15 protein-coding genes are annotated in these 12887 nt (G+C 33.5%); 7 read left to right on the top strand and 8 right to left on the bottom strand.

The features are described 5' to 3' along the window. Nucleotides 1-10 precede the first annotated feature (10 nt). From AC3WTA_RS15805 to AC3WTA_RS15785, 5 genes are all read right to left on the bottom strand, one after another. The gene (locus AC3WTA_RS15805) at nt 11-1654 is read right to left on the bottom strand and encodes a flagellar motor switch protein (RefSeq protein ID WP_001115029.1); all 1644 of its coding nucleotides are present in this window, start codon (nt 1652-1654) and stop codon (nt 11-13) included. Nucleotides 1655-1827: 173 nt separating this feature from the next. Next, nucleotides 1828-3831: a chemotaxis protein CheA gene (locus tag AC3WTA_RS15800; protein WP_001192599.1), complete on the bottom strand. Its 2004-nt coding sequence runs from the start codon at nt 3829-3831 to the stop codon at nt 1828-1830. 129 nt (nt 3832-3960) lie between these two features. After that, a complete protein-coding gene (locus tag AC3WTA_RS15795; RefSeq protein ID WP_000940570.1) occupies nt 3961-4329 on the bottom strand; it encodes a response regulator in 369 nt (122 codons plus the stop codon). Nucleotides 4330-4479: 150 nt separating this feature from the next. Further along, the gene (locus AC3WTA_RS15790; RefSeq protein WP_000977943.1) at nt 4480-5157 is read right to left on the bottom strand and encodes an OmpA family protein; all 678 of its coding nucleotides are present in this window, start codon (nt 5155-5157) and stop codon (nt 4480-4482) included. 22 nt (nt 5158-5179) lie between these two features. Then, entirely contained in the window at nt 5180-6013 is an 834-nt protein-coding gene (locus tag AC3WTA_RS15785) for a flagellar motor protein MotP (RefSeq protein ID WP_000502137.1), read from the bottom strand. A gap of 172 nt (nt 6014-6185) precedes the next feature. Between AC3WTA_RS15785 and AC3WTA_RS15780 the strand changes: the two genes are divergently transcribed. Continuing rightward, nucleotides 6186-6788 carry an HD domain-containing protein gene (locus AC3WTA_RS15780; protein ID WP_000400773.1) on the top strand — a complete coding sequence of 201 codons (603 nt, stop codon included), beginning with the start codon at nt 6186-6188 and terminating at the stop codon, nt 6786-6788. Nucleotides 6789-6813: 25 nt separating this feature from the next. Here the strand turns inward: AC3WTA_RS15780 and hfq are convergent, their stop codons facing one another. Together hfq and AC3WTA_RS15770 are read right to left on the bottom strand one after the other, a co-directional pair. Continuing rightward, nucleotides 6814-7002, bottom strand: a complete 189-nt coding sequence (gene hfq / locus AC3WTA_RS15775; protein WP_000400657.1) for an RNA chaperone Hfq — start codon at nt 7000-7002, stop codon at nt 6814-6816. Nucleotides 7003-7055: 53 nt separating this feature from the next. Next, on the bottom strand, nt 7056-7274 hold the full coding sequence (locus AC3WTA_RS15770; protein ID WP_002096752.1) for an aspartyl-phosphate phosphatase Spo0E family protein: 219 nt from the start codon (nt 7272-7274) through the stop codon (nt 7056-7058). 238 nt (nt 7275-7512) lie between these two features. Here AC3WTA_RS15770 and AC3WTA_RS15765 point away from each other — a divergent pair, with 238 nt between their 5' ends. The 6 genes from AC3WTA_RS15765 (at nt 7513) to AC3WTA_RS15740 (ending at nt 12156) form a co-directional block, all read left to right on the top strand. Next, complete coding sequence (locus AC3WTA_RS15765; RefSeq protein WP_000120183.1) at nt 7513-7632, top strand: YjcZ family sporulation protein; 120 nt, start codon at nt 7513-7515, stop codon at nt 7630-7632. Between the two features lie 165 nt (nt 7633-7797). Further along, on the top strand, nt 7798-8265 hold the full coding sequence (locus AC3WTA_RS15760; RefSeq protein ID WP_046955172.1) for a VOC family protein: 468 nt from the start codon (nt 7798-7800) through the stop codon (nt 8263-8265). 6 nt (nt 8266-8271) lie between these two features. Next, nucleotides 8272-9486 carry an MFS transporter gene (locus AC3WTA_RS15755; protein ID WP_492332928.1) on the top strand — a complete coding sequence of 405 codons (1215 nt, stop codon included), beginning with the start codon at nt 8272-8274 and terminating at the stop codon, nt 9484-9486. Nucleotides 9487-9614: 128 nt separating this feature from the next. Next, on the top strand, nt 9615-10064 hold the full coding sequence (locus tag AC3WTA_RS15750; protein WP_000459087.1) for an ArsR/SmtB family transcription factor: 450 nt from the start codon (nt 9615-9617) through the stop codon (nt 10062-10064). Between the two features lie 19 nt (nt 10065-10083). Next, nucleotides 10084-11304 (top strand): MFS transporter, encoded by a 1221-nt coding sequence (locus AC3WTA_RS15745; RefSeq protein WP_000791672.1) that lies wholly within the window; start codon nt 10084-10086, stop codon nt 11302-11304. Between the two features lie 126 nt (nt 11305-11430). Then, nucleotides 11431-12156: a sulfite exporter TauE/SafE family protein gene (locus AC3WTA_RS15740; RefSeq protein ID WP_000402531.1), complete on the top strand. Its 726-nt coding sequence runs from the start codon at nt 11431-11433 to the stop codon at nt 12154-12156. A 93-nt stretch (nt 12157-12249) separates the two neighbouring features. On the opposite strand, the gene AC3WTA_RS15735 is transcribed toward AC3WTA_RS15740, so the two are convergent. Continuing rightward, on the bottom strand, nt 12250-12834 hold the full coding sequence (locus AC3WTA_RS15735) for a type 1 glutamine amidotransferase family protein (RefSeq protein ID WP_000709445.1): 585 nt from the start codon (nt 12832-12834) through the stop codon (nt 12250-12252). Between the last annotated feature and the right edge of the window lie 53 nt (nt 12835-12887).

Genomic DNA, 12887 nt, shown 5'->3' with positions numbered 1-12887 from the left:
TTTCAACGACTTATAGCGATTTCGTCACTTTTACTCCGAAAAATCCATCTACATTTACAAGTTCACCATACGCCACCAATACATCATTTACATAAATACGAATTGGCTCGTCAATATCCTCATCCAGTACAACCGCTTCATTCTCTTGTAAACTTAAAATATCTTGAATTGTTTTCACTGTGCTTCCAAATACAAATTTCACATTCATTTCTACATTTTGTAAGATGGATGTGTCCATGTATACTGGTTCCATTTGTTTTACTTCTTTAAATTCAATAGGTTGCACAACAGGTTCTACAATTTTTTCTTCTTCAATTTCTTCCGTAACAATCTCTTCTTCCTCTTCCATCATTGGATATAGAAGTCTTCTTACCATTTCTTTCGCTTCTGAAATCGGTAAAATTTGATACATTTTCGATTGAAGCAGGTCGCCAATTTCAAGGTTGAACGTAATTTGGACGAGTTCGTCCACTTTCATTGACTCTCCCAAATATTCCATTTCTTCTTTTAACGTTACGAATTTAACATTTGGTGGTGTCATGTCCATTTTTTCTTGAAACATTTCTGACATCGCCGTCGCAGCATGCCCCATCATTTGGTTCATGATTTCTTTAATACCGCTCAGTTCTAATTCACTAAGCTCCTTCTCTGGATCAACTTCCCCTGTTCCCATCATCATTAAATCTACCATTGTTAAAGCGACATCTTTCGTAAATACGAATACATTCTCATTCTTTAGCCCTTCAACAAAATCAACATTTAAAATAACAAACGGGACTGGTACTCCGTCATAATGACGAACATTGATTGATTCTACATTGGGCGTACTAATTGTAACTGGCTGATTTAAAAGTGTTGACAATACTGTTGAAGCTGAACCAATTGAAATATTTGCAATTTCACCAAGGACATCTTTCTCTTCTTGTGTTAAATGCTCTTTTTCAACTTGTTCTTCTACAATCTCAGTTTCCACTACTTCCGCTGGCTCGTCTTTTTCTTCTACTCCACCAGATAATTGCATTAATTTATTTACCATTCGTTTCGCATGTTCAACTGAAACAATTTGCACAAGTTTAGAGTTTACAAGATTATCTATCTTTAAATCAAACGATACTTTAACAATCGTTTGATTCCCATCAATCTCAGAAATTTTTTCCATTTCTTCTGATAACTTTACAACTTTAATTGTCGGCGGAGACATATCTACTGTATCTTGGAAGAATTCAGACATAGATGTAGCTGCGAACCCCATCATTTGATTCATCGCTTCTTGTACAGCACTTAGCTCTAATTCACCAAGTTCTTTTCCGTCTTCCACTTCACCTGTTCCCATCATCATTAAATCAGCAATGGATAATGCAACATCTTGCTTAAGGACAAGAAGATTTTCCATATCTAATCCTTTTGTAAAATGAATGTTTAATACAACGTGTGGAACTTCGACGTCGCTTGAATCATATAAATCTACCAATTCTATGCGAGGAGCAGTAATACTTACTTGCCTATTTAAGATTGTTGATAATACAGTCGAAGCTGAACCAAATGATATATTTGCAATTTCGCCAAGAATATCGCATTCTTGAGGCGTTAAATGCTCATTTTCTTTTTCTAGCACAATTGTGCTCGTATCCCCTTTTGTGTGTTGCTCAGGCATTTTCTCTGCCTCCTCATTTCTGTTTTTCTATCAAATGATATAAACTCTCATTTTATTTTAACAAACTTATTATATAAAACGTTAATATGTATTTATTCCCATTTTTAGATTAGTAACGATTAACCAAAAAGCTCCCCAATTGTATACAAATGGGGAGCTTTCCTTCATTCCTATTATAAACCTTCTGGGTTTAAAATGAGGACCACTCGTCCATCACCGAGAATTGTCGCACCAGAGAAATAATTAGAACTCTCTGCAAAGAAGTCACCTAATGACTTTAAGACGATTTCTCTTTGACCGATAATTGTGTTTACAATAAGTCCATAGCTGCGATGTGTATTACGAACAATTAACACAGGAACCATTTGACCATCATATGACGCAAACGCCTCATCTACTGTTTTTTCACCAAATACAGTACTTAAATGCTTCACTTCAATAATTTGATTACGGTAATTTAACACATCTTTTCCTTGTAAGGATTGGATGTCTTCTCTCTTAATCCGAATTGCTTCAACAATATTACCAAGAGGGAAAGCATAACGTTTATCATTCGTTTGAACAAGCATAGATTGAATAATGGACAACGTTAATGGCAGTTCAATTCTAAATGTACTACCTTTTCCTTCTTCAGAATCAATAATTAAATGTCCACCTAAACTATGGATCGTATGTTTCACTACATCTAATCCAACGCCACGCCCAGAAAGGTCTGATACAACTTCAGCTGTACTAAATCCTGGTTGGAAAATCAAATCAAATACTTCACGGTCCGTTAATTTATTTGCCTCAGATTCTGTTACAACACCATTTTTAATCGCTTTTTCTAATACTTTCCCTTTATGAATTCCATTTCCATCATCCGTAATTTGAATAACGACATGATTTCCACTATGAAACGCTTCTAATTTAATCGTACCTGTCTCATTTTTCCCTGCATCACGACGTTGTTCAACAGTTTCAACACCGTGATCAATTGCATTACGAATTAAATGGACGAGTGGATCACCGATTTCATCAATAACAATTTTATCAACTTCGGTGTCTTCACCTGTAATTTGTAAATCGATTTTCTTCCCTAAATCTTTCGCTAACATACGTACCATACGCGGGAAACGATTGAAAACAGTTTCTATCGGTACCATACGCATGTTTAGTAGTACATTTTGAATATCTTTTGAAATATCGCCTAATCGATTTAAATGCTCAATTAATTCCTTGTTTTGAATTGCTTGTGCCAATTCATCTATACGACCACGCTCAATTACACTTTCTTCAAACATGTTCATTAATCTTTCAATTTTTTCTAATTGAACACGTATGGAACGATTTTCCACTTTACCATTTTTCGTTTTTGCAGTGCTTTTAGCAGGTGTAGCATTAGCAGATTGCTTCGGTACTTCTTTAGTTGATTCCACATGCGTAGCCGCTTGTAAATCTTCCTGCATAGCTTCTTGTGTGCCCAATTCTTTCGAGACTACTTCTTTTAATGTATGTCCTTGCTTTACTTCTACTTTCTCAATTTCAGAAACATGAAGCACTACTTGTTTTAATTCTTCTTCACTTTGATCAGTATCCATAAATACTGTGAACTCAAACCCGAAAGCATCTGCTTCAATTTCTTCAATACTTGGAACTGTTTTTTGTACATTACCTACATTTTGCAGTGCTTCAATACACATAATTGCACGTACTGCTTTTAAAATAGCATGTTGCTCAACAGTTATATGCACTTCATGCGAAACTGCATCATCATTATTTATAGGTTCTTGCTCAATATATTCCGCAGGAGTTTCTACATTGCCATTCAATAATGCTTCTAATTTCTGCTTAGTTGTAATTACATCAATATTGCCCATTCCGCCTTGTTGCACATCTGCAACCATCTTCTCTAAATTATCAATGCACTCAAAAATCACATCAATAATCTCTGCATTTACAACTATATTCCCATGACGAATTTCATCTAAGACGTTTTCCATTTTATGCGTTAAATCCGCCATTTCCGTAAATTCCATACTCGCTGACATACCTTTAAATGTATGGGCTGAGCGGAATATTTCTCCCACAACATCCATATCAGTGGGATTTTGTTCTAAAGTTAGCACATTTTCATTTAGCGATTGTAAATGTTCTTCTGATTCCTCAAAAAATATATTTAATAGATCTGTTTGCATTTTCATCCCCTACCTGTCTAACAAACATTTCATTTATGTATAACAATTTAGTGTTTTAAAGCAAGAAAAAAGGGGGCCACACGCATATCCGCTATCAATGTTTAGATTCCTTGTGGCACCCCTTCTATATTAGCTGTTTGCTACTTTTGTTAAAGCTTCAATTACGCGATCTGCTTGGAATGGCTTTACAATAAAGTCTTTTGCCCCACCCTTAATTGCATCTAATACCATACCTTGTTGCCCCATTGCGGAACAAATAACAACTTTTGCACTTGAATCAATTTTAATAATTTCTTTTAATGCTTCAAGTCCGTCCATTTCTGGCATAGTAATATCTAATGTTACAATATCCGGTTGAAGTTCTTTAAACTTCTGAATTGCTTCTACTCCATTCTCTGCTTCACCAATAATTTCAAATTCAGAATTACTTTTTAATAAGTTTTTAATCATCGTTCGCATAAACATCGCATCGTCTACAACTAAAATTTTATGTGCCATTCTTTTTAATTCTCTCCTTCTATGTATAAATATATCTTAATATTTCACCTTATCATTCTCACTCATTATACAAAATAAAATGATAAAATTTAATATTTTTTTAAAAGAATTTTCGTATTTTCATTATTTTATTATTAAAATGATAATATACTATTCTTTTATGTAAATGACAACGCGACGGTTTTTTTCCCAATTTTGCGGTGAATCATTTGGTACAACCGGCTTGGTATCTGCATATCCTACCGCAGCTAACCTTTTATCATCCACATTATACACTTCAATTAAGTGATGAATCATATTAGCTGCCCTTGCTGAAGATAACTCCCAATTAGAAGGGAATTTGTCGTTATGAATCGGTCTACTATCTGTATGGCCTTCAACAACAATCGGATTTGGTACTGATTGGAAAAATCCAACTAATTGACTTATTATCTCTTTCGCTTCCGGTTTAACATTTGCGTCACCTGTATCAAATATTAAATTATCTACTATAACGACGCTTACCCCTGTATCCTCACGATATACATTCACTTGACTAATACCGTTATTATCTACATATGCTTTTAATTTCTTATATAATTCATCCATTCTTTTTTTCGAGACCATTTTTTCATCATTTTTTTCATGCGAAATATCTGGTATTGTATTTTCCATTACTTTCGCATCTACTTGCTCCACGTCACTAAACTTTTCAAGCATCTTTGACAATTTTACTGCATCCTGCTTTGATGTAGCAACTAGTAATACAAAGAAAGTTAATAATAACATCGTTAAATCTGTAAAAGTCGTCATCCAACGAGGCGATCCCTTTTGCGGTCGTTTCATCATAACCATACCACTCCTTGAAATATTAGGCTGCTCGTTTTACTTTTTTTATCTTTGTTTCGTATACATATGTATCGAGTTTCAACTTTAATTTAGAAGGAATTTGACCACGATATAATTCTGAAATCGCTTCAATAACAAACTTCTTCTCTGTATATAAATCTTCAATACCACGATACACCTTTTCAGCAAGAGGGATTGCAATCATATTTGCAAGTACTGACCCATACAATGTCGTTAACATCGCAACTGCCATCCCTGTACCAATTTGCGATGTGTCTTGCAAGTTTTGAAGCATAATGATAAGACCGATTAAAGTCCCTATCATGCCCCAAGCTGGAGCGAAATCGCCAATTTTATCTAATAATGCTGCCCCTTTTCTTAACTCATACACTTCCGTTTCAACATCTTTCAGTAACACTTCTTTTAATTCATCTTCATCGTAACCACTTAACATTAATCGAATTCCTTTTTGGATAAAAGGATTGTCTACTTGCTCTCCATCAACTTCTAAAGAAAGTAGGCCGTGTTTTTTAGACTTTTTAGAAAAATCAACAAATAAATCCGTTAACTGTTCTAAATTTTCTTCTTTTCTATGTAAAACAGTAAAGATGCTTTTCGTATATTTTTTTATTTCTCCAAATCGATATGCCACAACAATTGTCGCTGTAGTTCCCCCTATGACAATTAAAATAGATGAAACATCTAAAAAGTTTTTAAAAGCTTTTATTCCGCCGCCGCCAATCATAATTGCCGCTATCACTATAGCAAAACCTACTATTATGCCGACTGGGCTAGAAATATCAAACTTCCTTTTTTTTCTTTCTGGTCTAGCAAATCCTTGATTTTCGTCTCCCATATTCCTGCCCTTTCCTTTTCATTTTTATAAAACATTTTTTTATTTTAATAATGCGTTTTCACATATAATAAGTATTATACGCTTATCATCTATTTATCGCAATATACTCATAGAATTGACACATTTCATTTCCATATTAGAATTATAGTATGGAAATATGAGGAGGATCACAATGGAACATAACATTTTACAAGTCATTGCACTAGCAGAAAAACTAAAATATGAAATGCGACATAGCTGGCTTTCTAACGGACGTCAAGAAAGCGTTGCTGAACATACGTGGCGCATGTCTCTAATGGCCATTTTAGTCGAGCCTTATTTAGATCAAAAAGTAAATATTGAAAAATTACTTAAAATGGTTATCATTCACGACCTAGTCGAGGCAGAAGCTGGTGATATTCCTGCTTTTGATACAATGAATAGTCATGAATTACAATTACAAAAACAAAAAAATGAGCAAGAAGCAATTTTAAATATTAAACGCACATTAAAAGGTTCTCTCGGTGAGGAATTATATGATTTATGGATGGAGTTTGAAGCGAAAGAAACGTACGAAGCAAAAGTTGCTAACGCACTTGATAAACTTGAGGTGAAAATTCAGCATAACGAAGCTGATATTGATACGTGGCTACCAATCGAGCATAAAATGACATTCCAAGTGGCAAAGCATACAAACTTTGATTCTTTCCTATCTAAATTACAAAAAATCATCGAGCAAGATGGAGAAAAGAAATTACTAGCTGCCGGCATTGACGTGGAAGCTTGCAAACGATAATGAAAAGACACTCAATTTGAGTGTCTTATTTCATTATCGTTGATACAGCCTGCTTGTAAATAAGTTGTTGTTTTCCATCAACTAACATTAAAACAGTAAATTTGTCTATCGCAACAATTTCTCCTATTATTCTAACGCCACTCTTTAAAAAAATTGTAACAATACCTTTTTCTTCTTTTATTTGTTTATATAACTCTTCTTGTAAATGTTCCAAATACTTTTCTCTCCTTTTTACAAAATATCTTAATATAAAAAACTACAAATTATTTATTTGTGTACTTTATCTTTTACATTCATAAACTTATTAATAAGTATATCTAAATCTCGGCTAAATAACAAAACTTTATCATGATCCAATCCGTGTCTAGCAACAAGTTGGATTAGCTCTTTCTTTTTGTTTTCTATTTTATTGTGTAATTTTCCCATCTCCATCTCTTTACTAAAACTCCCTTTTCCCATAATATTACTTGTAAAATTATAGTACAAATCCTCTCATAAAAAAATATAAAAATGGTTTTTTTTACAATTTTTATGTTTTTTATGAACAAATTGCAAAATATATAATGATTTCTTCACATACCCCTAGCACAATATACAATCAAAATAACCATACAGGCGTTTGTCTAATTACAAAAGAGACTGGCTCCTTTTCCATACAAAAAACATACTGTATATAGTAGTCCATGAATTATATAGATTAACTTACTCAAAAGGAGGAAAACATATGAGCTATGGTGGAAGTTGCTCTGGTTTCGGCGGTGGATTTGCTTTGCTTATCGTACTATTCATCCTTCTAATCATCATCGGATGTAGCTGCTGGGGTGGCGGCGGATACGGATACTAATATATCCTATCCTTAACAAATGAACGAAAAACTATACGAAAACAGCTCATATTTGAGCTGTTTTTTCATACTTTCGTATGAAGTGATATCCCTCCTTTTTGTGATTTCAACTAATAAAAAAACGTTTACTATGAAATAAGAAATATTTTACTAAGGAGGATTACAATGATTAAAGGTCTTTACGAAGCACATTTACCTGTCAGTAACTTAGAGATATCAATATCTTTTTATGAATCACTTGGACTGAAATTATATAAAAGAGGAGATGATATTGCTTTCTTTTGGATTAAAGAAAACGAAAGTTGGCTCGGTCTTTGGGAAGGCACAGAATACAAAGTTAATTATCATCCCTCTTTACGACACATCGCCTTTCAAGTAAGCTTACATGATTTAGAAAATGCGATTCATTGGCTAAATCAAAAAGGCATTTCAGCACGAAAAGATTTTGGAATGGAACCAATTGAACCGATTGTTTTTCCAGAATTAGCGCATGCCGCCGTATACTTTAACGATCCTGACGGAAATAGTTTAGAATTAATTGCACAATTACCTGTTGGACTTCCTACAGAGGAGAAAGTGTATTTAAGTGAATGGAAGAAACAAGTTCAAGCATCATTATTACATAAGGATTAATCTTTTATGTCAATCTCTTATAGCACACTTTTGAAAACAAATAATACCTTCAAAAAACTATTTTATGGGCAAACATTAAGTGTACTTGGAGATTGGTTTCATACTGTAGCTTTAGTAACATTCGTCTATAGCCTAACGGAATCGCCATTTATGATTGCACTCACTTTTATAAGTAAAGGCTTACCACAGCTACTTCTTAGCCCTTTTATAGGCGGAGTTGTAGATCGTTTTTCTAAAAAGAAGATTCTGATTTTTACCGATTTTTTACGAGGCATGATCGTCCTCACTTACTTATTTGCACTATATAAAATTGAGATTATTTTCATTTCTAATATATGTTTATCCGTACTTTCTTGTTTATTTGAACCAGCTAAACAAGCAACCTTAAAAAATATCGTACACCAAAATCATTTCGTAACTGCTAACTCTCTTTCTAGTACAATTAATGGTTTTATGTCTATTATGGGTGCTTCTTTGGGCGGGATAATTGCACAATCTTTACATATTGAGTTCGCTTTTTTAGTAAATAGCCTGTCATACTTTATTTCAGCCTATTTTATTTATACTATGAATGTCCCTTCTCATGATACTTGTAACAAGAAAAAAGCATTTTTTACTGATATAAAAGATGGTTACACATACATATTACAAACAAAAATCATTTTAACGTTAATTCTTGTCGGCATTTCATGGGGTATTATTGGAGGCGCTTATCAGCTACTTCTAACAATCTATGCCGAAAAGATTTTCCACACCAACATTGGAATTTTATATACGATTCAAGGGGCTGGGCTTATGATTGGAAGCCTCCTCGTTAACCTTTATATATCTAAAAATGAAGAAAAAATGAAAAAAGTATTCGGTTGGGCCTATTTCCTACAAGGAATTTTCTTTCTCGGATTCATTTTGTCCGATCAACTTATTATCGGTATCATTACATTGCTCTGTATGCGCATAGCAGGAGGAATTATCGTTCCACTTGATACGACATTACTTCAAACTTATACGAATGAAAATATGATGGGTAAAGTTTTTTCATTCCATTATTCCATTTACGGATCACTTATTCAGTTATCCATGTTTTTTACAGGAGCGCTTTTAGAAATTCTTTCTCCGCAAATTATTGGTAGCCTATTAGCTCTATGCTGTATTTTTGTTAGTATTATTTGGCTTTACCTGTTTTATCGCGGGAAACTGAGTGAAGAATCTACTAACACTTAATAGCATGTTAATGTACATGCTATTTTTATTTATGTCGAAATATAAAGGAAAAAGGCGATTTATTTCCCTTACGTTCTAATTTTTTAGAATGTACAATAAATTTAGATTATAAGAAAGGAGATGTCATAATGTTTGACGATAGACTTACTATTTCAGCTGAGCAGCAGAAGCTCATTTCCAACGCAACTCGCATTCAAATTCTTCACCTTTTAAAAGATGAAGCACTCACTGCAAAACAAGTAGCTACTAAACTAAATAAATCTGCTGGTAGCGTACATTATCACGTTCAAATTTTATATGATGGAGGGTTACTTGAATTAGTAGACACGAAAGAAAAACGAGGAATTATTGAAAAATATTACAAGGCAAAATCTGCTCATTTCTATATTGAAGAAAGCGGCACAGAAGGAACGAATACAGGCAGTCATATTGTATCTCATTTATTTTTAACTCCAGAGGAATTACAACAACTTACTTGGGAAGTTACACAAGTTTTATTACGCTGGGAAAACAAAACCGCTCGTCAATCAAACTCCGAAGAGGAATACGCTATTTCCTGCAGGATTAAAAAACAATGAAAGAAAGGTCCAACTGCTCATGAAAAATAAATTATTATTATTGTCGGGAACAGGAATTTCTCGTTTAGGTGATTTTATGTATCTCATCGCCCTAAACTTAATGGTGTTAAATAGCACAAACTCCCCTGCTGCTGTAGCAGGATTATGGATTGTAGGTCCAATTGCTACCGTTGTTACAAAAATATGGTCTGGTAGTATAGTAGATCGATTAAACAAACGGTCCATTATGCTCATCACAGATATAATTCGAGCAGCTCTCATTGGCTGTATTCCATTATTTGATTCTATTTGGGCCATTTATATTTTTATCTTTTTGACTCGCATCGCTACATCATTTTTCGATCCAGCTTCATTCACTTATAAAACGATGCTCATACGAGCTGAAGAACGCGCTCAATTTAATGCTTGGAATAGCTTATTTACAAACGGGGCTTTTATTATCGGTCCAGCTCTTGCTGGAATACTTCTCACCACGTACTCAGCAGCCTTTGTTATTTACTGCAATTCTCTTTCCTTTCTACTTTCTACTATTCTCATTTACTTCTTGCCAAACATTACATTACAAACAAAGCAAAAAGAAGAGGTTGCAAATACTTTCGTACAAACATTACGAAGTGATTGGAAACAAGTTTTTTCATTCGCTCGAACTGAAACTTACATTATTCTCATATTCGTTTTATTTCAAGCTACTATGCTTGTCTCTATGGCACTCGATTCACAAGAAGTTGTTTTCACAAAACAAGTACTGTTTTTATCCAATATAGAATATAGCATGCTTGTTAGTATAACTGGTGCTGCTTACGTTTTCGGTTCATTTCTTGTTTCTCTCTTTGCTAAACGATTACCAATTCAACATTGTATCGGATTAGGTATGATTTTCACAGCAATAGGCTATGTAATTTTCGCCTTTTCAAATTCATTTATAGTTGCAGCGAGTGGTTTCATTTTACTTGGCATTTCTTCATCATTTGCTGGTACTGGCTTTATAACATTTTATCAAAATAACATCCCTGTACATATGATGGGACGTATTGATAGCGTATTTGATTCCATAAAAAATTTCATCCAAATCTTTTTCATTTTAGCAATTGGGGCATCCGCACAATTTCTTTCCGTTCAAATCACTGTAATGAGCAGCTCATTACTCATTCTTTTCCTCTCCTGTTTATTAGCAATCCGTGTAATGACGCCTTCACGAGAAAAATATTTTAAAGCTACAGGGTCATCATTGGAATATTAAATGCAACATAAAAAGCGGCTATTTAGCCGCTTTTTTCCCGTATTAAAGGGCAGTAAGCCCCCCACTGATTAAAGTTTCACTTTATGTTAAAATATGTATTGGATCTGATTATGTAGGAGGGCTATTTTGGAGATTATATTCATTTTCATATGTATTATATTAGTAGCTTCTATTTTACAAACAAGTACCGGTTTTGGCTTTTCTATTATGGCAACACCTTTCTTACTCATGTTATTTCTACCACAAGAAGCTATACAAATAAATATCATTTTATCATTAATTATTTCCATATCACTCATTTGGAAAATAAGAATGGACATTGATTTTATTCTACTGAACAGGTTAATTTTCGGCAGTATAGTTGGTGTACCTTTTGGTATTTTCATTTTCATTACCATTAACATCAACACGTTTAAATTAGCAATTAGCATCCTGCTCTTACTATTAACGTTGATGCTAATATGCAACTTTAAAATTAAATCAACAAAATCTAGAGATTTCTTAGTCGGTGGATTATCCGGTCTTTTAACGACAAGTATCGGTATGCCAGGACCACCCCTGTTACTGTACTTTACAGGAACCGATACGAAAAAAGAGAAATTGAGAGCAACTACTTTAGCTTTTTATCTATTTATATATTTCATTAGCCTACTAACTCAAATACTCTTTACTGGCACAAACAAAACAATTTGGGAATCAAGTTTTTATGCTATTCCAATCGTATTTCTAGGCTTGTATATAGGTCAAATTATTTTCAAATGGCTTAATCAACGGATTTTCAAAATATTTACGTATATCCTTTTGAGTTGCACGGGTATGTATCTTCTTATTGAAAGTTTGCATTTATTATAAGTTAGTTTTTCAAGATAATAGATGCTTTAGATTGTACAAAAACATATAATTTAAACGATAAAAAGCGGCTATTATGCCGCTTTTTATCTTCACTTATACTAACGTTTCATCACAAATCTCTGTTACATTTTTAAAGTATTGCAAGTTTTCCTTCACTTCAGCTTCGTTAAATAAATTGAGCTGCTTCATTATTTCAGCAGCAAATTCAACGTATGCAGACCCTACGGCTGTTATTATTTTTCCATCAACGGTTACATCTTTATTTTGTTTATATTCCCATTCATGTAAATGCGCTAACTGTTTTTCATCTGATGTTAATGATGTTGAGAATTTCTTCTTATTCAGTACTCCTGCTGCATGTAGTAAAGATGTTCCGGCACAAATACCCGCTATCCATTTATTTTGCTTATGTAATTTGTTCACAATAGATAACAATTGTTCATTTTCTAAATGATCAAAAATATGTCCGCCTGGTACGATAAACACTTCATAGTCCTCTATTTTAATTTGCTCAATAGAGACATGTGGTTGACACAAAAAACCACCTTCTCCTGTAACTGTTTTTCCGTCTACAGTTGCTGTTATTATTTCAAATTGCTTACTTATCAAAAATAAACTCGCTATATTCACTTCAAACTCTGCAAATCCATCAAATAAAAAGATTAAAGCTTTTTTCATATTATCTCCTCCCCCTATACTTATTCGAAGACAATCTCCTTTCTCCTCCAAAA

It is taken from the genome of Bacillus sp. EB106-07-01-XG149 (assembly GCF_058791555.1).
The sequence above is the reverse complement of the archived record's forward strand: the minus strand, read 5'-3'. Positions and strand labels throughout refer to the sequence as shown.